Genomic DNA, 25,522 nt, shown 5'->3' on the forward strand with positions numbered 1-25,522 from the left:
GGATTTACTATGTCTCCAATAACAGCTGCAAACCAAGCAAAAAAATTGATTAAAGTGCCTGAAATGCGCCGTATCAAACACATTCATTTTGTGGGTATTGGCGGAGCAGGTATGTGTGGTATTGCTGAGGTGTTAGCTAACCAAGGATATAAAATTTCCGGTTCAGATATTAAAGCTTCTAAAACTACACAACAATTAGAAGAAAATGGCATTAAGGTCTATATCGGACACGAAGCAGAAAATATTAAAAATGCCAATGTGCTTGTGGTTTCAACTGCAATTGATCCGGAAAATCCGGAAATTAAAGCAGCGATTGAACAACGTACTCCGATTGTACGTCGTGCAGAAATGCTCGGTGAGCTTATGCGTTACCGTCATGGTATTGCGGTAGCAGGTACACATGGCAAAACCACAACAACGAGTTTGTTAACCACGATGTTGGCTGAAGAAAACCTTGACCCAACTTATGTGATTGGTGGTTTGCTTAACAGTACTGGTGTAAATGCAGCGCTTGGTGAAAGTCGTTTTATTGTTGCAGAAGCTGACGAATCAGATGCCTCATTCCTTTATCTGCAGCCAATGGCAGCGATTGTAACCAATATCGATGCTGACCATATGGACACTTATGAAGGTAGTTTTGATAAATTAAAAGATACCTTTGTACAATTCCTACATAACTTACCGTTCTATGGTTTAGCGGTAGTTTGTGGTGATGATGCAAACGTTCGTGAGATTTTGCCGCGTGTAGGCCGTCCGGTTATTACATATGGTTTTAACGAAGATAATGACATTCGTGCGATTGATGTAGAGCAAGATGGCATGCGTTCGCACTTTACAGTGTTACGTAAAGGCCGTGAACCGTTACGTCTAACGATTAATCAGCCTGGTTTACATAACGTTTTAAATGCTTTGGCTGCAATTGGTGTTGCTACCGATGAAGGCGTTTCAGACGAAGCAATTAGCCGTGCATTAAAAGGTTTTAGTGGTGTTGGACGTCGCTTCCAAGTACAAGGTGAATTTGAGCTTGGTGAAGGTAATGTGAAATTAGTCGATGACTATGGACATCATCCGAAAGAAGTGGAAGCTACAATTAAAGCTGCTCGTCAGAGTCACCCTGATCGTCGTTTAGTGATGCTTTTCCAACCACACCGTTACTCTCGTACTCGTGATTGTTTTGATGACTTTATTGAAGTTTTATCTCAAGTCGACCAATTATTATTACTAGAAGTTTATCCGGCTGGGGAAAAACCAATTGTTGGCGCAGATAGCCGTACTTTGGCGCGTAGTATCCGTTTGCGCGGTCAGGTGGAGCCGATTTTGATTGATCCGGTTGACGGTAATTTGCAAAACATCATGCAAAATGTGTTACAACCAAATGACTTGTTATTAACGCAAGGTGCAGGTAACGTGGGAGCAATTTCGGTAGAACTTGCACAGCATCATTTGTATGTGAAATAAACAAAAAGTATTGAATTATCGGGTTAAGGATTTAAACGTGTCAAATGCTACAAAATTCGGCAAAGTTGCTGTGTTACTTGGTGGAAAATCGGCTGAGCGTGCTGTGTCTTTAGATAGTGGTCAGGCAGTTCTGGACGCTTTGTTACGTTCAGGTGTTCAGGCTGAGGCATTTGATCCGCAAGACCGTAGCGTCACTGAACTTGTAAACTACGACCGCGCATTCATTGTTTTGCATGGTCGTGGTGGTGAAGACGGTCAAATCCAAGGCGCACTTGAGTGGTTAAACATTCCTTATACAGGAACAGGTGTGCAAGGTTCTGCAATTGGTATGGACAAGGTCAAAACCAAGCAAATTTGGCAAGGCAGTGACTTACCAACGGCACCGTATCGCATTATTACTAAAGAAACTGACCTAGATTCAGTTATTGCTGAATTAGGTTTACCTGTCATTATCAAGCCTGTACATGAAGGTTCAAGTGTAGGCATGAGTAAGGTTGAGAAAGCTGAAGATTTTGCGGCAGCAATTGAAAAAGCAACTCAGCACGATGCTGTAGTGATGGCAGAAAAATGGATTACGGGTCGCGAATTTACGATTTCATTCTTAAATGGTCAGCCTTTACCTGTTATTCGTTTGCAGCCACCAGCAGATGTTGCTTTCTATGACTATGAAGCAAAATATCAACGTAATGATGTCGAGTATGGCATTCCTTGCGGTCTTAGCGAAACCGAAGAGAAAAACCTACAAGCCTTATGTTTACGTGCTTTCCAAGCCGTAGGTGCAGAAGGTTGGGGCCGTATTGATGCAATGCAGGATGAGCAAGGTAACTTCTGGCTTTTAGAAGTAAATACCGTACCAGGTATGACCAGCCACTCGCTTGTGCCAAAAGCTGCTAAAGCTGTGGGTTATAGTTTTGATGAATTGTGTGTTGCAATTCTTGAGCAAACATTGGAAGGTACGGCTTAAATATGGCACAACTTCCGGCTTCCATGCGCCGTAAACGTGCGGCGATTACCTCCATTCATGAAAAACCGCCTACGCGCAAGCAAAAGCTTGCCAATGCTGGCGGATGGGTGTTGTTGGTTATTGCCTTTTTAGTCTTGGCAGCCGGAATTTACGGTCTATATAAAGTTATTACTGATGCAACTGTCGCAAAACTTGAAGTGGTAGGTTCAACAACTCCGGTTGAGAATCAGCAAGTGATGCGATATGTGCAGCCGATTGTAAAAGATAATTATTTCACCTCTGACTTAGAGCAGATTCGTGATAAAGCATTAGAAATTTCATGGGTAGACCGAGTTGTGGTATCTCGTGCCTGGCCAAATGGTATTCGTGTTCGTGTGATGCCTCGACATGCGATCGCCCGTTGGGGAACAGGTCGCTTATTAAGCGATGGTGGTGACGTATTTAGTGAGGCAGAACCGAGACTTCATCCTGAGCTTCCGCTGTTACATGGTCCGGTAAGCCAGTCTAAAATGATGATGCGACGCTATAATGAAATTAATCAGTTATTCCATCCTGTTAATTTACGTTTAAAAGAGTTATATCTAACAGAGCGAATGACTTGGTTTATGCAGTTTGACTCTGGTTTACGAATTATTGTTGACCAAGACCAAACAATGAATAAATTGCAACGTTTAAGTCACTTGGCACAATCTGACCTAAAACCTGTGTGGACGAAAATCTCAGCCATTGATTTACGATATCGTAATGGATTATCTATTCAATGGAAGAATGCAACCCCACCTAAAATTGTGAATGGTCAGTTTGTTGTAACGAGTGATGACACAAGCATTGCAGGTGGTGCAAAAGCAAAGCCATAATACGTGGCTTTAAAATAGGCAATTTGCCTGGTATTAGACAACAAAGAAATGGTATGAGTGATGAGTGAAGCTGTTCCCTCAGTTGTTGCGATTGACATTGGGACGCATAAAGTTTCAGTTTTGATTGGAAAAATTCATGCGCCGGATAACATTCAGGTTATCGGTATGGCAACTGCTCGCAATCGAGGCATGAACAAAGGAAAAATTGTAAGTCTCGATAAAGTCATTGCTGCGATTAAGAATGCTGTTTCTGAAGCGGAAAATATGGCTGAATGTCGCATTCATAGTGCGTGGGTATCTATTCCAAGTACCGAGCTGCAAAGTTTCTATGCTTCTGGACGCACGCCTGTTGCTAACCCCGCACATGTGATTACAACTAATGAAGTTGTACGTGCATTGGAGTTAGCAAAAGCAAGCCATGTGACCTCTGATTATTATTTAGCGAGTGCGGTCCCACTTGGGTTTGAGTTAGGTGACTCTGCTGAATGGGTTCAAAATCCAATTAATATGACTGCTCATAGCATGACTGGTCACTATCAACTCATGATGATGCCAATTGCTACTATGCAGAACCTTGATCGTGCCATGAAAGGTGCGAACATTGGTGTTGAAAAAATGGTAGTTTCTTGCTTGGCAACCGCTGAAGCAAGTTTGCTCAAAGATGAAAAAGAGTATGGTGTTTGTCTCGTTGATATTGGCGCAGGCATTACCAATTTAGCAGTTTATTTAGATGGTCGTTTAGCTTTAGCGCGTACATTACAGCGTGGTGGCGAGCATGTGACACGTGACATTGCTGCTGTGTTGCAAACAACCACTGAAGAAGCTGAACGCATTAAAATTCTGCATGGCTGTGTTGATCTAAGTGCTGTTAAGCCTGACCATATGATTCAGGTACAGGGCATTGATGGGCCTCAAACGATTAGTCGTATTGAGTTATCAGAAATTATTATTGCGCGTTATGAAGAGATTTTCAGCCAGATTCGCGAAGAACTCGAACAAAGCGGTGCAATCCATGGTCTATATCATGGCGTTGTATTGACAGGTGATGCTTGCCAGATTGAAGGTATGGTGAGTTTAGCGCGTCGTATGTTAGGTGTATCTGCTCATTTAGGCAATCCACCGTTACAGGTGTATGCTGATGATCAGCATCAAGCTGCATTACGCCGATCAATGTATGCGACAGCAGCTGGTTTGCTTATGTTTAGCCAAAGCGAATTACAAGAAGCTGTTGAGGAACCTGAAGAGGGAAATGACCGTTCGGTATGGGAACGAATGGTGAATGGCTGGAATGCGTTTAATAGCAAACTTAAAGCCATTTTTTAGGATGTATGGATTTATTGGTAGAATTGTTAGGAAGTTGTAAGAGAAAACCACTGTACTTGACAAGGTTTGTATTGCACAGCATTCTTAAAATTAGTTATTTTTGAAAATCAAGGCAGTATACGGGCTGAAGTGACTGCCATAATGTATTAGGAACCCTAAAGGTCATGGCCTCATTTGAATTTATAGAAGATGAACTAAACGATGGCAACGGTCAAGCCCGTTTCACTGTATTTGGTGTAGGTGGCGGTGGCGGTAATGCCGTTCAGCACATGGTACAGTCTGATATTCAGGGTGTTAAATTCGTTTGTGCCAATACAGATAAACAAGCACTCGACTGTATGAATGCTCCTTTCAAAATTCAGTTAGGTGAGCAAAGTACACGTGGTCTAGGTGCCGGTGCTAACCCTGAAGTAGGTCAGGTTGCCGCAGAAGAAAGCCGTGAAATTATTCGTCAGCACCTTGAAGGAACTGACATGGTATTTGTAACCGCTGGTATGGGTGGTGGTACAGGTACTGGTGCTGCTCCGGTTGTTGCCGAAGTTGCTAAAGAAATGGGGATTTTGACTGTTGGTGTTGTAACAACTCCATTTAACTTTGAAGGTCGTCGTCGTCAAAAATCTGCTGAGCGTGGTATTGAAGCGCTTGAAGCACATGTTGATTCATTGATCATTATTCCTAACCAACGTTTATTAAGCGTGTATGGTGATATTTCAATGAAAGATGCCTATAAAAAGGCAGATGATGTATTGTTAAATGCTGTACGTAGTATCTTTGACCTTGTTGTTAACCGTGGTCACATTAACCTTGACTTCGCCGATTTGAAAACTGCAATGAGTACTCGCGGTTATGCAATGATGGGTGCTGGTTTAGGCCGTGGTGAAGACCGTGCGCGTCAAGCTGCTGAACAGGCAATCCGTAGTCCACTACTTGATAATGTGAATATTATTAATGCGAAAGGCGTGTTAATTAATATTACAGGTGGTGATGACATCACGTTACGCGAAACTGAAATCATTACTGATGTAGTTAACCAGATTGTTGACCTTGATGAGGGCGAAATCTTCTACGGTACGGTATTTGATCCAGATGCGCGTGATGAATTACGTGTAACTGTTATAGCGACTGGTTTAACACGTAATGCAGCTGATGCAGAACCAAGAAAGCGTAATACAGTAAGCCATACCGCAACTCAATCTGCACAATCTGTAGATGAAGATGATGTTCCTGCAATTAATAAACGTCAAAATTCTGAAAATGATGTGAATAATGCACCAAGTTCATCGCCGCGTTCTTCGCCAATGAGTATTCAAGATTACTTGAAAAATCAGCAACGTAAGTAATTCAGCGTTCAATCTATTAAAAGGCAGTGTATAAACACTGCCTTTTTTTATTTTTGATCAATGACTAAATATGCTAACGTATAGCGGTTTTAAAAAAGAAGTTACAAAGCATGGTGAAACAACGTACTCTCAATCGTGTGGTAAAAGCGAGTGGAATAGGTCTTCATAGCGGTCAAAAAGTGATGATCAATTTCATTCCACATACCGTGGATGGAGGTATTGTATTTCGCCGTATCGATTTGGATCCACCAGTCGATATTCCTGCTAATGCATTGCTCATTCAAGAAGCATTTATGTGTTCAAACCTTGTCACTGGTGATATTAAGGTCGGTACAATTGAGCATGTAATGAGTGCGATTGCGGGTTTAGGTATTGATAATTTAATCGTAGAAGTATCAGCATCTGAAGTTCCAATTATGGATGGTAGTGCTGGACCATTTATTTATTTGCTCATGCAAGGCGGCTTGCGTGAACAAGATGCCCCGAAAAAATTTATAAGAATATTAAAGCCAGTTGAAGCTTTAATTGATGATAAAAAAGCAATTTTTAGACCGCATAATGGTTTTCAACTTAATTTTACCATTGATTTTGATCATCCTGCCTTTGCAAAAGAATATCAGTCTGCGACTATCGATTTTTCGACCGAAACGTTTGTGTATGAGGTCAGTGAAGCACGAACTTTTGGCTTTATGAAAGACTTAGATTACCTCAAAGCAAATAATTTAGCTTTAGGTGCAAGTCTAGATAATGCCATTGGTGTAGATGACACAGGGGTTGTGAACGAAGAAGGCTTACGTTTTGCTGACGAATTTGTCCGACACAAAATTTTAGATGCAGTAGGTGATTTGTATTTACTTGGTCATCAAATTATTGCCAAGTTTGATGGTTATAAATCAGGACATGCTTTAAATAATCAGCTATTACGCAATGTTCAAAGTGATCCGAGTAATTATGAAATTGTAACATTTAATGACGAGAAAGACTGTCCAATTCCATACGTGAGTGTGACATAAGTCATTGTCTTTATTTGGCTACGTTATAATGTAACAATGGAAATTGTGATTTTAGTCACATAATAAGAACGATTCTAATTAAGGAATAGAAAGCTCATCATTTTTTATTGCTTGCCAAACGTAGTAAAGCTTGGCTAAGCTTAGGGTCGCTCACGAAGTCGGCAGCACTACGTAACATTTCTTGTGTTTCCGGGGGGATGGATTTAGAAGGCTCAGATGGGGGCGCTGTAGAAATAGTTTTATTTCTTAGGCGAACTTGAATTCTTTGTAGGTCTTTTAATCCTTCAAGTTGAGATAATTTAGATATATATTGGCTCTGTAAATAGCTGAGTTGACTAATCATTGCCTGATTTTCACCAGTAATAATTAAAGTGCCATTTTGATAACACACGACCTGCCATTGTTCCGGTTGGGGCAATAAGGGTTGGATTATTTTCGTAAGTCTTTGCCATTGCGCGACTTGCGTTGTTAGAAACGTAAGGTTTCCTGTTTTTATGTGTTTTCCGGATTGTTGAAAAACGTTATCGGGTTTAGACATTGATCGTTCTCGAATGGTTTCTTGTCCTAATCTTAAGCGTTCATTTCAACCGATATCAAGGAAGAGATCATAAGGAACTTGAGTAAGAACAGTTTCAAGAGGTTTTTATGCACACGCGTCGTATTTTATTAGCGTTTTCACTTGCCGCTTCGGCAGCATCGGTTGCTTTTGCAGATTATCAAAATATTAACCAATCTACTGACTCAGATCGATTGGAACAGTTATCAAAAACATTATCTCAAGGTTCATATACGCATCCTGATGATTTAGATCTTCCGGCAAGTGCTAAAGTTTCAGTCACTTTACGCCCAAAAACAGTTGAGCTCAACAATGACTCACTGGCAAAAAAATATGGTCATACGACCGCTAAAAGCTCTTTCAATGCCTCTTCTTCAAATCCTTATTCTTGGTTAGTTTCTCACCCTCTTCCGGATAGCGTACGTGTTTCTTCTAACTTTGGTGGCCGTACCATGGGTGGTCGTGCAGAGCACCACGGTGGTTTAGATATGTCTGCGCCAAGTGGTACGCCAATTTATGCAACAGGTCCTGGTATTGTAACTAAATCAGGCTGGGGTACAGGTTATGGTCAGTATGTTGAAATCAACCATGGTAATGGTTATTTAACACGCTATGCACACGCTTCACGTTTAATGGTTCGTGTGGGTGATCAGGTTTCTGCTGGTGACCATATTGCTAATGTGGGTTGTACAGGTCGTTGTACTGGACCACATTTACACTATGAAGTAGTTAAAGATGGTCAACGTAAGAATCCATCAACTTACTTAGCAATGTTGCCTTAATTGCATTTCTTAAAAGATCAAGGTTATTGAATTTGTGAATCTGAAAATGAACATAAACCTTTCTTAACGCAATGATCGTATAAAAAAACGCCAATATTGGCGTTTTTTTGTTATTTTGACTCATGCTCGGTCAATGACTATTCATTCAGAAAATAATAGGGCCCCCTCACATTCACCCGTGGCAATAACTTGAGAGGGGCAAAACGTGGTAAAAATACAAAGTAGATTAGAGAACAAGGAACAGGTGAATTATGGCGTTTTACGGTGACTCCGACGCACAAGAAACCCAAGAATGGCAAGATGCATTCGATTCAGTTTTACAACATATGGGAACTGAGCGAGCGGCATTCTTGTTGGAAAAACTTTACCAACAAGCAATTGCTAAGCATGTTCCAATTCAACGTCTCAATACACCTTACTTAAATACAATTTCTGTTGAAGAACAACCTGCAATGCCAGGCGACCAAGATATGGAACGCCGTATTCGTGCATTGATTCGTTGGAATGCCTTAGCAATGGTACTTCGCGCGAATAAAACAGGTGATGATTTAGGTGGTCACTTGGCGAGTTTCGCATCAAGTGCAACATTATATGACGTAGGTTTTAACCATTTCTTCCGCGCAAACAGCGATAACTTTGGCGGAGATATGATTTATTACCAAGGGCACTGTGCTCCTGGTATTTATGCACGTTCATTCCTCGAAGGACGTTTAACTGAAGAACAGTTAAGTAATTTCCGCCGTGAAGTTGGCGGTAACGGTTTACCAAGCTATCCACATCCATATTTAATGCCGGACTATTGGCAATTCCCAACTGTATCAATGGGTCTTGGTCCAATCATGTCGATTTATCAAGCACACATTCAAAAATATTTGATGAACCGTGGCTTGATCAAAGAAGAAGATCGTAAAGTCTGGGCATATCTCGGCGATGGTGAAATGGATGAGCCAGAAAGTACTGGTGCAATTTCACTTGCTGGTCGTGAAAAGTTAGATAACCTTATTTGGGTAGTGAACTGTAACTTACAGCGTCTAGATGGTCCTGTACGTGGTAACGGTAAAATTATTCAAGAATTAGAATCTTTATTCCGTGGTGCAGGCTGGCGTGTCATTAAAGTAGTATGGGGCCGTCATTGGGATCCACTACTTGCAAAAGACAGCACAGGCGCTTTAAAAGCGGTAATGGAAGAAACTGTTGATGGTGAGTACCAACGCTATCAAGTAAAAGGTGGCGCATATACACGTGAGAAATTCTTTGGCAAGTACCCAGAAGCTGCGGAACTTGTAAAAGACTTAAGCGATGAAGACATCGATAATCTCAACCGTGGTGGTCATGACCCGTACAAGGTTTTTGCTGCATATGCAGAAGCAATGAAAGCTAAAGGTCAACCAACAGTTATTCTTGCGAAAACTGTTAAAGGTTACGGTTTGTCTGAAGAAATTGAAGCGGTGAACAAAACTCACCAAATCAAGAAAATGCAGATCGACTCTTTGAAATATGTACGTGACCGTTTTAACCTGCCATTTACAGATGATAAGTTAGAAGAGCTCCCATTCTATCGCCCAAGTGAAAACTCTCCAGAAATGAAGTACATGAAGGCGCGTCGTGAAGCATTAGGTGGTTACTTACCTGCGCGTCGTCGTGAGAGTGAAACTTTAGCGATTCCTGAATTATCTGTATTTGATGCTGTATTAAACGGTTCAGGTGGTAAAGAACAATCTACTACGATGGTAATGGTTCGTTTAATTGCAGCTTTACTTAAAGAAAAAGCAATTAAAGACCGCGTTGTACCAATCGTTCCAGATGAAGCACGTACTTTTGGTTTAGAAGGTATGTTCCGTCAGCTTGGTATTTATGCTGCTCACGGTCAAAAATATACTCCAGAAGACCAAGAACAGTTAATGCATTATCGTGAAGCAAGTGACGGTCACATGCTTCAAGAAGGGATTAACGAAGCTGGTGCGATGAGTGCATGGGCTGCGTTAGCGACAAGTTATTCAACGAATAACTTGCCAATGATTCCAATGTACATGTACTACTCAATGTTTGGTTTCCAACGTATTGGTGACATTGCATGGGCAGCTGGTGATGCACAAGCTCAAGGTTTCTTGTTAGGTGCAACTGCTGGTCGTACAACATTGAACGGTGAAGGTTTGCAGCACCAAGATGGTCATTCACATATCTTGGCAAACACAATTCCAAACTGCGTATCTTATGATCCATGTTTTGGTTATGAGTTAGCTGTAATCGTACATGACGGTTTAAAACGTATGTATGTGAACCAAGAACGTGTGTTCTATTACTTAACAGTAATGAACGAGAACTACGAGCATCCTGCAATGCCAGAAGGCGCTGAGGAAGGCATTAAACGTGGTATGTACTTGTTCGAAAAAGATGAAAAAGCAACTGTCCAATTACTTGGTTCAGGTGTAATTCTTCGTGAAGTGATTAAAGCTGCGAAAATCTTACGTGATGAGTACCAAATCCATTCAAACGTTTGGAGCGTAACAAGCTTCAATGAGTTGTCTCGTGATGGTATGGCATGTGAAGAATACAACCGCCTACACCCACTTGCTGAAGAAGTGAAAGAATCTTGGGTATCTAAGCAATTACGTGGTACAGAAGGTATCGTAGTTTCTGCTACAGACCATATGCGTGCTTATAGCGAACAAATTCGTGCGTACCTTCCAGATGGTCGTCCATTTGTTGCATTGGGTACAGATGGTTATGGCCGTTCAGATACACGTGCGAACTTACGTAGTTTCTTTGGTGTTGATGCTGCACATATCGTTGTTGCTACGTTGAAAAAACTAGCTGACGAAGGTGAAGTAGATGCACGTTTAGTGAAAGATGCAATTTCTAACTTTGAGTTAGATACTGACCGTCCGGTTGCATGGGCTCCACAAGCACATCCGGAAGTTCAGCCAGTTGCTGAATACAATGAAACGCAAACAGGTGAGGGGAACTAAGCATGCAAATTAAGACCCCTGATATTGGTGTAGATAAAGCAAACGTCGCTGAAATTTTAGTAAAAGTTGGCGACCGCGTTGAAGTTGACGACAGTATCGTTGTGCTTGAGTCTGATAAAGCAACTGTTGAAGTGCCTAGCACTTCAGCAGGTGTGGTAAAAAGCATCTTGATTAACCAAGGTGATGATGTGACTGAAGGTGTTGCTTTGATTGAGATCGAAGCAGAAGGTGCAGCACAAGCAGCACCAGAGCCAACACCGGCTCCTGCGGCTGAAAAACCAGCTGCTCCAGCACCTGCACAACAAACTCAAGCTTCAGCTCAACCAGCTGACGCTACATCAACTGCAACAGTTGACGTGACTGTACCTGACATCGGCGTTGAGAAAGCATTAGTTGGTGAAATCCTCGTTAAAGTGGGTGACCAAATTGATGTTGAACAAAGTATTGTTGTTGTAGAGTCAGATAAAGCGACTGTAGAAGTTCCAAGCAGTGTTGCTGGTACTGTAGAAAGTATTCAAGTGAAAGAAGGCGATACCGTTAAAGAAGGTGTTGTTCTTATTCAAGTGAAAACGACGTCTGCATCAAGTGCACAAGCAGACGCTCCTGTTTCTACAGCAGCTCCAGCTGCGGCCGCTGAACCAGTTGCTGCAAAGCAAGAAACTGTAGTGGCAGCTGCTACTACTCAATCTGGTCCAGTTGATATCAATGTTCCTGACTTAGGTGTAGATAAAGCAATTGTTGCTGAAATCTTGGTACAAGTTGGCGATAAAGTTGATGTAGACCAAAGCCTTGTTGTAGTTGAATCTGATAAAGCGACTGTAGAAGTTCCAAGTACTGTTGCTGGTGTTGTAAAAGCAATTCACTTACAAGCAGGCCAACAGGTTTCACAAGGCGTATTGCTCGCAACAATTGAAGCTGAAGGTCAAGCACCTGCAGCAGCTCCAGCGGCAAAAGCAGAAGCTGCACCGGCTCCACAGACAGCAGAACCTAAAGCGACAGCTCCTGCTGCGACTCAGTCTGCGCCTGTAGTGTCAACATCTGGTGCTGATAAGTTAACGAAAGAGCAAGAAGCTGAAAACGCTAAAGTATATGCAGGCCCTGCTGTTCGTAAGCTTGCTCGTGAACTTGGCGTGATTTTGTCACAAGTCAAAACTTCTGGTGAGCATGGCCGTGTTGTTAAAGAAGATATCTTTGCTTATGTGAAGAGTCGTTTAACTGCACCGCAAGCGGCGGCGCCAGTTGCTGCGGCTGCACCAGCGGTTTCAGGTTTGCCAAAGCTTCCTGACTTTACTGCATTTGGTGGCGTGGAAGAAAAAGTACTGACGCGTTTGCAGCAAGTATCAATTCCGCAATTGTCGCTGAACAATTTTATTCCGCAAGTCACCCAGTTTGATTTGGCTGATATTACTGAGTTAGAAGATTGGCGTAATGAACTGAAAGGCAACTTCAAAAAAGAAGGTATCAGCCTGACGATTATGGCATTCATTATCAAAGCGGTTGCGCATTTGTTGAAAGAAGAGCGTGAGTTCGCAGGTCATCTATCTGATGACGGTAAATCAGTGCTCTTGCGCAATGAAATCCATATGGGAATTGCAGTAGCAACACCTGATGGTTTAACTGTGCCAGTACTTCGTAACCCAGACCAAAAATCAATTAAGCAAATTGCAGTTGAATTGGGTGTGTTAGGTCAAAAAGCGCGTGATAAGAAATTATCACCGAAAGACTTGCAAGGTGCGAATTTCACCATTTCAAGCTTAGGCGCAATAGGTGGCACAGCATTTACACCTCTTGTGAACTGGCCACAAGTTGCAATTTTAGGTATTTCACCTGCAACAATGCAGCCAGTATGGAATGGTAAAGACTTTGATCCGCGCTTAATGTTGCCGTTGTCATTGTCTTATGACCACCGTGTAATTAATGGTGCAGATGCCGCTCGCTTTACAAATAAACTTACGAAGCTTCTTAAAGATATTCGTACTTTATTAATCTAATGCTTTGAAATAATTAACTAAAACCTCGCTTCGGCGGGGTTTTGTTTTTGATGTCTCTTTAATTAAATTTTGGGTTAATCTACAGGCTAAGCAAGGCTTATTGAGCGTGAGGAGAAATTTCTCGTTATTGGGTAAAGGAGAAATAGTAAATGTTGGGTTTCCTGAAAATTATGTTGCCCTTACTGTTGATTGTATTTTTATTGATGGGAATATGGGTCAGTATTTTGCATTTCCCGTGGGAATGGATGACTTATGTGGTGATGGGTTTTGAGGTGTTTGTCGCTACTTTGATTTTGCCCTTTGAATATCAGGCTGGAACGAGCAGCAGCCCTATTGGCTTCATTCATATAAGTGCTTATTTTGCAGTGTTATTAGGTCTTGCGCGTTTATTGGTGTGGGCGTGGGTAAAATTTATTGCTTGAATGTTTGAAAAATAGAGTGACTTGAATATAATAAACGCATACTTCATTGGGGAGTAGCCGCTATTCACAGCAAATGTGAATAGGTGATGGTCAACATAATTGTTCAACAGAACATGGTCATCATAGCTTAAACGTCTCATCGTTCCTGAGTTGGCAAGACCTTTGATTTACCACTCTGCAATCATTTTATGATATTTGGCTAGCAGGAGGGGTAGGTCATAGGCATTTATGCTAGCCAGAGAACCGACATGCAAGAATTTCTGATTTCTACCTCAATTGTTGCCCTCGCTGAAATGGGTGATAAAACTCAATTGTTGGCACTTTTACTATCTGCGCGTTTTCGTAAGCCAATCCCTATTTTAATTGCGATTCTTTTAGCAACACTCATTAACCATGGTATTTCTGCTGTGCTTGGGCAGTGGATTACGACCGTGCTCAGTCCTGAAATTTTAGTTTGGGTACTCGCGGTTGGTTTCATTGGTATGGCGTTCTGGATGCTTATTCCAGATAAGCTCGATGATGAAACTGATAGTATTAATAAATGGCAAAAGTTTGGTGTTTTTGGTGCAACCTTTATTTTATTTTTCTTAGCAGAAATTGGTGATAAAACCCAAATTGCAACTGTCGCTTTAGCTGCACGCTATGACAGCATTTTCTGGGTGATGCTGGGTACAACACTAGGGATGATGATCGCGAATGCACCAGCTGTATTTATTGGTAATAAATTGGCTGAACGTTTATCTATCTCGCTCATTCATAAAATTGGTGCAGCTATTTTCTTTATCGTAGGTGTTTCTACATTAGTACAACATTATTTCTTCTAAAATACTTTTCGCTTTATATAAAAACGCATTCATTAAGAGTGCGTTTTTTATTGAGTGTTTAAGTAGTTAAACTTCACGATACTGTTTATTTAAGGAGATGCTAGAGGGTTGCTCAATTTATTGATGATTCATTTATAGAATAAGAAAAGTAAAATCAATTTTAAAATATTATGAGAAATATCAATCAATTCATTGCAAGTGCTTTAGAATCCCTTTATTTTAGTAGGGATATAAAAATATCTAATATTTAAAGTTTTTTTGGGGAATTGTATGGGGTTTGAAAAAACAACATCGCAGATACTATTTGATAATGGCGTACATAAATGTATTAGTTTTACCAGTTTGGTGAAAGGGGAAGGCATACAAGCCAATCAATTTTTAATTATTGATCATGAAAGGGCAGCTGTTATTGATCCAGGTGGTGACTTGACCTATGTTCCATTGACGATGGAACTTAATAAATATACTCGTCTTAAAAATCTGGACTATGTAATCGCTTCACATCAAGACCCAGATATTATTACTTCAATGCCTCGTTGGTTGGTTTATACCGATGCTAAAGTGGTTGCTTCCAAATTATGGGCACGTTTTTTACCTCACTTAAATTCATCATTTATGAGTGAGCGTATGAAAGGAAATTGGGAAGACCGTCTCATTGAGCTGCCAGATCGTGGTCAAGTGATTAAATTAGGTGAATCAAAGCTTGTCATGGTTCCGGCACATTTTCTACATTCTGTGGGTAATTTTCAGTTTTATGATCCAGTTGCCAAAATTTTATTTTCTGGTGATATGGGGGCTTCTATTGTTGAAGATGCAAGTCAGCCTCTCAAAGATTTCGATGCTCATGTGATGAAAATGAAAGCTTTTCACCAACGTTATATGTGTTCCAATAAAGTCATCCGTTTATGGGTCAACATGGTTCGTCAAATGGATATTGAAATGATTGTGCCTCAGCATGGTACTCCATTTATTGGCAAAGAAATGATTAACCAGTTTTTAGATTGGATTGAGACCTTGCCATGTGGTGTAGATTTAATGACTGAACAAATTTTCAGCTGCCCAACATAAAAAGTTAAGTCCAATATCTTGAGTCCAATTTGAAATTTTTTTAGGATTTTGCGTCACAGAAAAATTTTTGATGACGAGAATTTGAATAAAAATGTTATCTCAAGTTGCGACTCCAGATGAGTGCCTTCGCTGTGGGGCATGTTGTGCACATTTTCGGGTTTCATTTTACTGGGCTGAGGCCGAGTTCATAGATGAACATCTTGTTGAACCTTTGACACCCGTTTATTCGTGTATGCGTGGAACTAATCAGGCTCAGCCACGATGTCAGGCTTTGACGGGGGAAATTGGTAAAGAGGTGGGCTGTTCTATCTATGCTGTGCGTAGTTCTACCTGTAAAGAGGTACAGATTGCTGATGAACAGTGTAACAAAGCGCGCTTGGCGCACCAGTTGATTCCTCTGATTGAAGTAAGTCCAGCAGATTCAGAAAATGATCATGACTATGATCAGGTGAGTTAAATATGAGCTAACACGATAATAAGTGAGAAATATTTAGAGTAGGTGAATATCTATTGCTGAAAAAGGCAAAGATAATATGAAAATTGCATTGAAATTTGTTTATAATAGCTCACGGAATTTACCAGTGAGATTGTTATGCTGACCATCGTTCAAGAAGCGCTAACCTTCGATGATGTCTTATTACTTCCTGCCTACTCTACTGTTCTCCCAAAAGATGTCTCTCTAAAGACACGTTTAACTCGCGGCATTCATTTAAATATCCCATTAGTTTCAGCTGCAATGGATACAGTGACTGAGTCACGTATGGCGATTGCAATGGCGCAAAATGGTGGTATCGGGATTTTGCACAAAAACATGGATATTGCTGCTCAAGCTGCAGAAGTACGCCGTGTGAAAAAATTCGAAGCGGGTATGGTGAAAGATCCAATCACTGTAACCCCAGAAACTACAGTACGTGAACTTATTGCAATTACTGGCGCTAATAACATTAGCGGTGTACCTGTTGTTAAAGACGGCAAGGTTGTTGGTATTGTGACAGGCCGTGATACGCGTTTTGAAACTAACTTGGAACAACCTGTTAGTAACATCATGACAGGCCAAGATCGTTTGGTTACAGTGCGTGAAGGCGAGTCTAAAGAAAATATTCAAGCATTATTGCAAAAGCATCGCATTGAAAAAGTTTTGGTTGTTGGCGAAAACAACGAACTCAAAGGTTTAATTACGGTAACTGACTTCCGTAAAGCTGAGAGTTATCCAAACAGTTGTAAAGATGATCTTGGTCGTTTACGTGTTGGTGCTGCGGTAGGTACAGGCGTTGAAACACCAAGTCGTGTGGAAGCGTTGGTTGAAGCTGGTGTTGACGTTATTGTTGTTGATACAGCACACGGTCACTCTGCTGGTGTTATTGAACGTGTACGTTGGGTAAAACAAAACTTCCCTCAAGTACAAGTGATTGGCGGTAATATCGCAACTGGTGATGCTGCATTAGCATTATTAGATGCAGGCGCAGATGCTGTAAAAGTAGGTATTGGCCCTGGTTCTATCTGTACGACACGTATTGTGGCAGGTATTGGTATGCCGCAAATTTCTGCGATTGACAGCGTTGCTAATGCACTGAAAGATCAAATTCCTTTAATTGCAGATGGCGGTATTCGTTTCTCTGGCGATATGGCAAAAGCGATCGGTGCGGGCGCAAGCACAATCATGGTTGGTTCACTTCTAGCGGGTACTGAAGAAGCACCAGGTGAAGTTGAATTCTTCCAAGGCCGTTACTACAAAGCATATCGTGGTATGGGCTCATTAGGTGCAATGGCTGGAGCAACAGGTTCTGCTGACCGTTACTTCCAAGACTCAAAAGCAGGCGCTGAAAAGTTAGTACCAGAAGGAATTGAAGGTCGTGTTCCATATAAAGGCCCAATGGGTAACATTGTTCATCAAATGATGGGTGGTTTACGTTCATCTATGGGTTATACGGGTTCATCAGTGATTGAAGATCTTCGCCAAAATGCGAAATTTGTGAAGATTACTTCAGCGGGTATGTCTGAGTCACATGTTCATGACGTAACGATTACTAAAGAAGCTCCGAACTATCGTGTTGGTTAGATTTTGGTAACCAAATCAATCAAGAAAGCCGTCAGTACACTGACGGCTTTTTGTTTTTGGTGTAAAGTAAATCTAATGAAAAGAGATATGGCAGAATGGCCATATATGAAATGAGCCACGGCTGAAGTGGCGTAAAATGAGATAAGCTATGAGTTATTTTGGAACGGATGGTATTCGTGGAAAATTTGGGCAAATGCCGATTACACCAGAGTTTGCTTTAAAACTCGGGTTTGCCGCAGGGAAGGTATTAAAACGAACGAGTCCAAAAAATAAACCGCTTGTTGTATTAGGAAAAGATACTCGTTTATCTGGCTATATTTTGGAGTCTGCTTTGCAGGCGGGGCTAAATGCGGCTGGCGTATATGTTCATTTGCTTGGTCCATTACCGACACCGGCAATTGCACATCTTACCCGTGCCTTACATGCACACGCAGGCATTGTTATTTCTGCATCGCACAACCCATATTTTGATAACGGGATTAAGTTCTTCTCAAGTGAAGGTAAAAAATTACCAGATTCATTGCAGGAAGAAATTAATAAAGAATTAGAAAAAGATTTATTTATTGAAGACACTGCGAACTTAGGTAAAAGTGTTCGTGTAAATGATGCAAATGGCCGTTACATCGAATTTTGTAAATCTACATTCCCATACCACTTCGATTTAAATAATTTAAAAATTGTTGTGGATTGTGCACATGGTGCAGCTTATAGCGTTGGGCCTTCAGTTTTCCGTGAGCTAGGTGCCAAAGTTGTTGCTCTCTACAACGAACCAGACGGTTTAAATATTAATGAAAACTGTGGTTCGACACATCCAGAAAGCTTACAAAAAGCAGTGGTTGAACAAGAAGCCGATTTAGGAATTGCCTTTGATGGTGATGCTGACCGTGTCGTGATGGTTGATAAGTTTGGTAACTTAATTGATGGTGACCATATCTTATATATTTTAGCGACTCAGGCGAAAAACAAGCCAGTAGGTATTGTTGGTACAGTCATGAGTAATATGGCACTTGAAGTTGCACTTGAAAAAGCAAATGTTGGCTTTGTTCGTGCAAAAGTTGGTGACCGCTATGTATTACAAGCATTAGATGAAAATGGATGGGTCACAGGTGGTGAGCCATCTGGTCATATTTTAACGTTAGACAAGAGCACAACAGGTGATGCGATTATTGCAGCACTTCAAGTGTTAACGGTAATGGTTGAGCAGAATAAAGCGCTCCATGAATTGGTTCAGGGCTTTAAATTATTCCCGCAAGTACTTGTAAATATACGTTTAGAACAAATGCTTGATCCATACTCTATTCCGGCATTAGTGACTGAGTTCAATAAAGCAGAAGAGCAGCTTAAAGGACGTGGACGTATTTTAGTTCGTAAGTCTGGAACTGAGCCAGTCATTCGCGTCATGGTTGAAGGTGATGATGAACAAGAAGTGAATGCTTTGGCTGAACATTTAGCAAATGCAGTCCGTTCACAAGCACAAGTCGCATAAGGTGTATGGCATGAGTGATGTCATTAAAGACTTAAGTGAATTACGCTTAAGCTATGAACAAGGTGAATTGTACGAGACACAAGTAGCTAGCAATCCACATGAGCAATTCTTAGGTTGGTTTAATCATGCCTTAGCTGCTAACTTGCACGAACCATATGCGATGTCGTTGGCAACTGCAAGTGCTAACGGTCGTCCGCATGTCAGAACTGTATTGTTACGTGGTGCGACAGAAGCAGGGTATGATTTCTATACCAACTATGACAGCCAGAAAGGGGCAGATTTGGCAGAAAATCCATATGCTGAGCTGTTATTTTATTGGCCAAGTCTAGAGCGTCAGGTACGAGTGGGTGGGTATGTTGTGAAGATTCCTGAACAGGAATCTACTGACTATTACCATAAACGTCCACGTGATAGCCAGATTGCAGCTCATATCAGTACGCCTCAAAGCGGAAAGATCGAAAGTCGAGAGTTGTTACAGCAGCGTTTCCAAGACTTGCAACAACAAGTTCAAAGCCGTGAAGTACTCGATAAGCCAGAGTTTTGGGGCGGATATCGTCTGCAACCGGATTATTATGAATTCTGGCAAGGACGACCAAATCGTTTACATGACCGCTTGAGTTATGAAAAAATCGACGGTCAATGGACGTTGCACCGACTGATGCCTTAAATGACAAAAATACAAATTAAACAAAGACCTTTATTGACACGCCCTGAACAGTTTCAGGGCGTGCCTCCGTTTATTGCCGAGATTTTGGCAAGACGTGGAGTGCAGTCTGAACAAGAACTAGAGCTAAAACTTAAGAATCTGCTTGCTCCAGAGCTCAAAGGATTGGATGCTGCTGTCGCATTAATGGATCAAGCCATTGATGAACAGAAAAAAATTGTGGTTGTGGGGGACTATGATGCTGATGGTGCAACCAGCACAGCTTTAATGATGCTCGTGCTTCGCGATATGGGAGCACAAGTCGACTATCTGGTACCCGATCGTTTTAAATATGGCTATGGACTTACTCCTGCCATTGCTGAGCTTGCTCATCGAACTTATCAACCCGATCTATTAATTACGGTAGATAATGGAATTTCTAGTCATGCTGGTGTTGATGCAGCACATGCCCTAGGCATGCAAGTGATTATTACCGATCATCATTTAACAACAAAAGAAACCCCGCTTGCTGAGGCGGTGGTGAACCCAAATCAATTAGGATGTGAGTTTCCAAGTAAAGCGCTTGCTGGTGTTGGGGTTGCTTTTTATGTACTTGCCAATTTGGCGAGTCTACGTAATAGACAAGGCAAAAGCACAAGCAAAGTCACTCAATATCTAGACTTAGTCGCTTTGGGAACTTATGCAGATGTGGCTGTTCTAGACTATAACAACCGTATATTGGTCGATGCTGGTGTAAAACGCATTCAGCAACATCAGTGTCGAGTAGGGATTTTAGCCTTACTTGATATTGCTGGTCGAGAAGCAACTTCAATACGTGCGCAAGATTTAGGATTTGTGCTTGGGCCACGCATTAATGCAGCAGGGCGCATGGAGAGCATGCGCATCGGAATCGAGTGTTTATTAGCAGAGACGATGGAAACTGCATATCCGATTGCTCAGCAATTAAATCAGTTAAATATAGATCGCCGCCAAATTGAAGGGGAGATGAAGCAACAAGCTTTATCTGCCTTAGATACTTTGCAACTTTCACAGCAAGATATTCCTGCGGCGCTTGTTCTATTTGAAGAAAATTGGCACCAAGGCGTCATTGGTATAGTCGCGGGCCGTCTAAAAGAACATTTCCATCGGCCTACAATTGTTTTTGCACCCGATGAAGATGGTGTCCATATTAAAGGATCTGCACGTTCAATTGATGGGGTGCATATTCGAGATACCATTGAACAAGTTGCCGAACAACATCCTGAGTTAGTGAGCCATTTTGGTGGGCATGCGGCAGCGGCGGGCTTAACAATACGTAAAGAAAACTTTGAAGCCTTTAAAACGGTATTTAATAACTGTGTGGCTGCGATGGATGATTCAATCTTTCAAGCGACATTATGGACTGATGGCGAGCTACCTGTTTCTGCTTTGCAGTTAGATACTTTGAACTGGATTGAGCAGTTAGGGCCGTGGGGACAAAAATTTCCACTGCCTCAATTTGAAGGACATTTTAAAGTTATCGATTTCCGTTGGCTCAAAGAGACACATTTAAAGCTTAGATTGGCGATAGATCAATATAGTTTCGATGCGATTGCTTTTAATGCAGCAGGTCGCTTCGACTTTGACCCTATGCGTGACCATGTACATCTGGTCTATGAAATAGACCGTAATGTTTTTAATGGCAATGTGAGCTTACAGCTGCGAATTGTGCATTTAAATCAATAAAAAATCCGCTCAATTGAGCGGATTTTTTTAATCTAGGTAAGATTAGAAGCGGTATGCTGCACGAACACCATAAGTGTTGTCGTTATCACCGAAACCAATACGACCTTCAAGACTTACTTGCTGATTCAAGAATTTTTTAGCATTAATGCCCCATTCGTCTTTATCAGTTAAGTCATTGTTGTAGTAGTCCACACCTAAACTTAAAGTTTTATCGATGTAGTAGTCACCACGAACTTTATATTCGTCAAGGTCACCAAATGCGCCATAAGCTTCAAGGTTTACGTCATGTTGACCAACTTGAGTTACGTATTTCGCACGAACGGTAGGGTCTGCGCCATCTTTACCGTCTTTTTCGTCATAACCTTTAACACCTAAAGCAAGCAACAAACCTGGTGCTGGTAAGTAACCTACCTCAGCAGCATAAGTAGTTACTTTGCTGTCAATATTGGTGTTGTCGACTTCACGCTCATTTCTGCCTACATCACCGCTAAGGTAGAAGTCAGTGTTAGGAACATAATATTCAACACCTACGCCATATTGAGTATCTTTAGTACCGCTGTTATCGCCATAGTTAACGTGTGCGTTAACGTTGCTTGCACGGTTTAAGAATGCTGCTTCAGCAAGCGGTGAATTACGTGTTTGCACAGGATTGAAATAATAAGTCCCGTCAACACCGAATTTGCTTACGCTGCTGCCGTTATCTGGATCAAGATAAGTGTAAGAACCACCAACTTCAGCTTGGTAAGCGTTTGCTGCGCCGCTTACTGCAAGAGCAGATAAAAGAGCTGATGCAATTGCTAGTTTTTTCATGGAATCTCTCCCCTCTAAAAACGATTTTATAAATGTTTTGTTACAACTTTTAGTCTAGAGCAAAATCATTTACCGTCAATCTTGCACAAGTAACCGTACTGTAACCATGTGCTTTTTTTGTAAATATATTTAATTTAACTTATTGATTTTTGAATATAAAAACATAATGTTTTATTTTATTAAAATTGAGGAGATTTTGTGTAGAAACTCAAAAATGCTGGAAAAGTACCCAATTTTGTATGGGGATGTTACGAGTAAAGCTTAAAATCTTCTGAAAGAAATAAAAAACTTTTAAATTGAAAATACGAGTTAAAGATTAAAGCAGGTTCGAAGATAACCATAGCTATGATAAAATATTCGACTGTTTATCTGTTTTTATGGGAACACTCGCGTGGAAATTAATCCTTATCTAAACCAATTGAAAGACTTAACTGATCGTAGCCAAACACTACGGGGGTATCTTTGACTACGATCTGAAAAAAGAGCGTTTAGAAGAAGTTTTACGTGAGTTAGAAGACCCTGCGATCTGGAATGATCAAAACCGTGCTCAGGCAATGGCAAAAGAAAAGGGCGAACTAGAAAACGTTATTAATGTATTAGATGGCTTATCTACACAGCTTGAAGATGCCAAAGCAATGCTCGATTTAGCTGTTGAAGCTGATGATGAAAGCTTGCTGGTAGATGTGCAATCTGAGCTTGGCGCTGCCGAAGAAGAATTAGCAAAACTTGAATTCCGCCGTATGTTTAGCAACCCAATGGACCCGAATCCTTGCTATGTCGAGATTCAAGCAGGTTCAGGTGGTACAGAAGCACAAGATTGGGCTTCAATGTTATTACGTATGTATATGCGCTGGATTGAACGTCACGGTTTTAAAGCAGAACTTATGGAAGTATCTGATGGTGACGTAGCAGGGATTAAATCTGCAACGATTCGTGTTGAAGGTGAATATGCATATGGCTGGTTACGTACAGAATCAGGTGTACACCGTTTAGTGCGTAAATCACCATTCGACAGTGGTAACCGCCGTCATACGTCATTCTCTGCGGTATTTATTTCACCGGAAGTTGATGACAATATCGAAATCGATATTAATCCTTCTGATGTTCGTACTGATACTTACCGTGCATCTGGTGCAGGTGGTCAGCACATTAACAAAACAGATTCAGCAGTTCGTTTGACACACATCCCATCTGGTATTGTGGTTGCGTGTCAAAACCAGCGTTCACAACATGCGAACCGTGATCATGCATGGAAACAGTTACGTGCAAAATTGTATGAACTAGAAATGCAAAAACGTAATGAAGCGGCTCAAGCACTTGAAGACTCGAAGTCTGATATTGGTTGGGGTAGCCAAATTCGTTCTTATGTACTTGATGACTCTCGTATTAAGGACTTACGTACAGGTGTTGAAAACTCAAACACTGGTGCAGTTCTTGACGGTGACCTTGATCGTTTCATTGAAGCGAGTTTAAAGCAGGGGTTATAAGAGTCTTTTGAACTTTTAGTTCTCTAAAACTCTTAAATTTTTAGCGATTAAAACGGCAAAGCAGTTCAGTGATCGGAAGTTAATCGGAAAAATACGATATGAATATCGAAAAAAATGGATATGAATATCGAAAAAATGCGATATTATGTTTTCGAAATGCTGAACAAAGCTTTGTTCGTTTAAAAGACGTGTTGAGCCTATGGATATTGATGCAATTAGCAAAGCCCTAGCCAATCCTCTGCGTCGGCAGATTCTGCAATGGTTAAAAGAACCTGCGCATTATTTACCGGTAGAAGAGTGTGGTGGTAGTTTTGAAAAAGGGGTTTGCGCAGGTCATATTGAACGTTTGGGTAAAGTAGCTCAGTCTACCATGTCCAATCATTTGTCTGTATTACAGCAGGCAGGTCTCATTCAGGTCCAAAAATATGGACAATGGTCTTATTTTTCACGTAACGAAGCTTTGATTCAGCAATATATCGAACATTTAAAACAAACACTTTAAAACAAATAAAGTGTAAGTCGAGGCGATCATGGCTGAACTCAATACTCCCTTAACAGTTGGTGATTTTGAAATTAAAAATCGACTGGTAATGGCCCCATTAACACGTGCACGTAGTGGCGAAAGCCGTGTTCCAAACGACTTAATGGTGGAATATTATCAGCAACGTGCAAATGCTGGTCTCATTCTCACTGAAGCAACAGTGATTGGTTCAAAAACTGTGGGTTATGCAGACACTCCAGGACTATGGTCACAAGAGCAGGCACAAGCGTGGAACAAGATTATTGAAGCAGTTCATGCGCAAGGTTCAAAAATTGTAGTTCAACTTTGGCATGTGGGCCGTATTTCAGATCCTGAACTTTTGGATGGCGATATTCCTGTTGCACCAAGTGCGATTCAACCTGCGGGTGAAGTGAGTTTATTACGTCCTAAGCGCCCATATGTAAAACCACGTGCGCTTTCAATTGAAGAAATTCAAGAAGTTGTTGTTCAGTATAAACATTCAGCAGAGCTGGCTAAAGCAGCAGGTTTTGATGGTGTTGAGTTACACGCTGCAAATGGTTATTTAATTGACCAGTTCCTTCAAAGTAATACCAACCAACGTGATGATGAGTATGGTGGTTCGGTTGAAAACCGCGCTCGTTTATTATTAGAAGTGGTTGATGCCTTTATTGAAGTGTGGGGCGCTGGCCGAGTAGGTGTACATATTGCACCGCGTGGCGATTCTCATGATATGGGTGATGAAAATCCGTTAGCCACATTCGGTTATGTGGTTGAACAATTGAGTCAACGTAATGTAGCTTTCATTTTCTCTCGTGAATACGAAGCTGCCGATAGTATTGGTCCTAAACTTCGCGAAAAATTTAATGGCGTGTGGATTGCTAATGAAAACCTGACACCAGAGTCAGCAAAACGTATTTTGCGTGAAGGTCAGGCAGATGCTGTATCTTTTGGTAAGGCTTATATTGCGAACCCAGATCTTTTACAACGTTTAGAGCAAGGTCTACCATTAAATGAACTTCAACCAACGACTTTATATGCTAAAGGCGCTGAAGGTTATACGGACTATCCTGCTTTAGAAGCTTCATAAAATCATTATTTTATTTAGATTTACTATTTGCTGAACTTGCTCTTTTGTGAGTTCAGTCAATGACTTTTCTTGTATATGGTAGAGTTTAGGTATCGAAACTCTGCCATTTTTTTTATCTATGTTATATTTTCCCCAGTTTTTAAATTTTGACTATTT

22 protein-coding genes and 1 riboswitch are annotated in these 25,522 nt (G+C 41.1%); of the genes, 20 read left to right on the forward strand and 2 right to left on the reverse strand.

The window, feature by feature from the left end:
• Positions 1-9: 9 nt before the first annotated feature.
• The 6 genes from murC (at position 10) to lpxC (ending at position 6,955) form a co-directional block, all read left to right on the forward strand.
• Positions 10-1,458: a UDP-N-acetylmuramate--L-alanine ligase gene (gene murC / locus ACIF8R_RS07060; protein ID WP_033855553.1), complete on the forward strand. Its 1,449-nt coding sequence runs from the start codon at positions 10-12 to the stop codon at positions 1,456-1,458.
• Positions 1,459-1,495: 37 nt separating this feature from the next.
• Positions 1,496-2,422 carry a D-alanine--D-alanine ligase gene (locus tag ACIF8R_RS07065; RefSeq protein ID WP_304393601.1) on the forward strand — a complete coding sequence of 309 codons (927 nt, stop codon included), beginning with the start codon at positions 1,496-1,498 and terminating at the stop codon, positions 2,420-2,422.
• A gap of 2 nt (positions 2,423-2,424) precedes the next feature.
• Positions 2,425-3,279: a cell division protein FtsQ/DivIB gene (locus ACIF8R_RS07070; RefSeq protein ID WP_002053744.1), complete on the forward strand. Its 855-nt coding sequence runs from the start codon at positions 2,425-2,427 to the stop codon at positions 3,277-3,279.
• A gap of 60 nt (positions 3,280-3,339) precedes the next feature.
• On the forward strand, positions 3,340-4,602 hold the full coding sequence (ftsA, locus tag ACIF8R_RS07075) for a cell division protein FtsA (RefSeq protein WP_396479921.1): 1,263 nt from the start codon (positions 3,340-3,342) through the stop codon (positions 4,600-4,602).
• Positions 4,603-4,766: 164 nt separating this feature from the next.
• Entirely contained in the window at positions 4,767-5,942 is a 1,176-nt protein-coding gene (ftsZ, locus tag ACIF8R_RS07080; RefSeq protein WP_396479923.1) for a cell division protein FtsZ, read from the forward strand.
• 110 nt (positions 5,943-6,052) lie between these two features.
• Positions 6,053-6,955 carry a UDP-3-O-acyl-N-acetylglucosamine deacetylase gene (lpxC, locus tag ACIF8R_RS07085; RefSeq protein ID WP_031982274.1) on the forward strand — a complete coding sequence of 301 codons (903 nt, stop codon included), beginning with the start codon at positions 6,053-6,055 and terminating at the stop codon, positions 6,953-6,955.
• A 97-nt stretch (positions 6,956-7,052) separates the two neighbouring features.
• Here the strand turns inward: lpxC and ACIF8R_RS07090 are convergent, their stop codons facing one another.
• A complete protein-coding gene (locus ACIF8R_RS07090) occupies positions 7,053-7,493 on the reverse strand; it encodes a DUF721 domain-containing protein (RefSeq protein WP_263614821.1) in 441 nt (146 codons plus the stop codon).
• Between the two features lie 107 nt (positions 7,494-7,600).
• On the opposite strand from ACIF8R_RS07090, the gene ACIF8R_RS07095 reads away from it, so the two are divergent.
• From ACIF8R_RS07095 to recJ, 11 genes are all read left to right on the forward strand, one after another.
• Positions 7,601-8,293: a M23 family metallopeptidase gene (locus ACIF8R_RS07095; protein ID WP_263614820.1), complete on the forward strand. Its 693-nt coding sequence runs from the start codon at positions 7,601-7,603 to the stop codon at positions 8,291-8,293.
• 251 nt (positions 8,294-8,544) lie between these two features.
• On the forward strand, positions 8,545-11,262 hold the full coding sequence (aceE, locus tag ACIF8R_RS07100) for a pyruvate dehydrogenase (acetyl-transferring), homodimeric type (RefSeq protein ID WP_263614819.1): 2,718 nt from the start codon (positions 8,545-8,547) through the stop codon (positions 11,260-11,262).
• Positions 11,263-11,264: 2 nt separating this feature from the next.
• On the forward strand, positions 11,265-13,253 hold the full coding sequence (locus tag ACIF8R_RS07105) for a 2-oxo acid dehydrogenase subunit E2 (protein ID WP_396479925.1): 1,989 nt from the start codon (positions 11,265-11,267) through the stop codon (positions 13,251-13,253).
• 149 nt (positions 13,254-13,402) lie between these two features.
• Entirely contained in the window at positions 13,403-13,675 is a 273-nt protein-coding gene (locus ACIF8R_RS07110) for a hypothetical protein (RefSeq protein WP_396479927.1), read from the forward strand.
• A gap of 36 nt (positions 13,676-13,711) precedes the next feature.
• Positions 13,712-13,908: riboswitch (yybP-ykoY riboswitch) on the forward strand.
• Between the two features lie 15 nt (positions 13,909-13,923).
• Positions 13,924-14,499 (forward strand): TMEM165/GDT1 family protein, encoded by a 576-nt coding sequence (locus ACIF8R_RS07115; protein WP_004711493.1) that lies wholly within the window; start codon positions 13,924-13,926, stop codon positions 14,497-14,499.
• 270 nt (positions 14,500-14,769) lie between these two features.
• Positions 14,770-15,567, forward strand: coding sequence for an MBL fold metallo-hydrolase (locus ACIF8R_RS07120; RefSeq protein WP_396479929.1), 798 nt, complete (start codon positions 14,770-14,772; stop codon positions 15,565-15,567).
• Positions 15,568-15,658: 91 nt separating this feature from the next.
• Positions 15,659-16,024: a YkgJ family cysteine cluster protein gene (locus ACIF8R_RS07125; protein WP_263614815.1), complete on the forward strand. Its 366-nt coding sequence runs from the start codon at positions 15,659-15,661 to the stop codon at positions 16,022-16,024.
• 135 nt (positions 16,025-16,159) lie between these two features.
• A complete protein-coding gene (guaB, locus tag ACIF8R_RS07130) occupies positions 16,160-17,626 on the forward strand; it encodes an IMP dehydrogenase (protein WP_311069946.1) in 1,467 nt (488 codons plus the stop codon).
• A gap of 148 nt (positions 17,627-17,774) precedes the next feature.
• Positions 17,775-19,112 carry a phosphoglucosamine mutase gene (glmM, locus tag ACIF8R_RS07135; RefSeq protein WP_046879661.1) on the forward strand — a complete coding sequence of 446 codons (1,338 nt, stop codon included), beginning with the start codon at positions 17,775-17,777 and terminating at the stop codon, positions 19,110-19,112.
• Between the two features lie 10 nt (positions 19,113-19,122).
• Positions 19,123-19,779 (forward strand): pyridoxamine 5'-phosphate oxidase, encoded by a 657-nt coding sequence (gene pdxH, locus ACIF8R_RS07140; protein WP_046879663.1) that lies wholly within the window; start codon positions 19,123-19,125, stop codon positions 19,777-19,779.
• Positions 19,780-21,480, forward strand: a complete 1,701-nt coding sequence (gene recJ, locus ACIF8R_RS07145; protein ID WP_396479932.1) for a single-stranded-DNA-specific exonuclease RecJ — start codon at positions 19,780-19,782, stop codon at positions 21,478-21,480.
• 42 nt (positions 21,481-21,522) lie between these two features.
• Here recJ and ACIF8R_RS07150 read toward each other — a convergent pair whose 3' ends face one another.
• Positions 21,523-22,290, reverse strand: coding sequence for a putative porin (locus ACIF8R_RS07150; protein WP_311069944.1), 768 nt, complete (start codon positions 22,288-22,290; stop codon positions 21,523-21,525).
• A gap of 391 nt (positions 22,291-22,681) precedes the next feature.
• Here ACIF8R_RS07150 and prfB point away from each other — a divergent pair.
• The 3 genes from prfB to ACIF8R_RS07165 all read left to right on the forward strand — a co-directional run bounded on the left by prfB (position 22,682) and on the right by ACIF8R_RS07165 (position 25,366).
• Positions 22,682-23,777, forward strand: a protein-coding gene (gene prfB / locus ACIF8R_RS07155; protein WP_099143691.1) for a peptide chain release factor 2 whose coding sequence is annotated in 2 segments (ribosomal slippage) — positions 22,682-22,753 and positions 22,755-23,777 — 1,095 coding nt in all. Because the reading frame shifts where the segments join, the coding sequence is not laid out codon by codon here.
• 199 nt (positions 23,778-23,976) lie between these two features.
• Entirely contained in the window at positions 23,977-24,279 is a 303-nt protein-coding gene (locus ACIF8R_RS07160) for a helix-turn-helix transcriptional regulator (protein WP_002053977.1), read from the forward strand.
• Between the two features lie 28 nt (positions 24,280-24,307).
• Entirely contained in the window at positions 24,308-25,366 is a 1,059-nt protein-coding gene (locus ACIF8R_RS07165; RefSeq protein ID WP_396479934.1) for an alkene reductase, read from the forward strand.
• Positions 25,367-25,522: the final 156 nt, after the last annotated feature.

Origin of the sequence: Acinetobacter sp. ABJ_C4_1, assembly GCF_044538495.1 — a bacterium.
Taxonomy (GTDB): Bacteria; Pseudomonadota; Gammaproteobacteria; order Pseudomonadales; family Moraxellaceae; genus Acinetobacter; species Acinetobacter nosocomialis_A.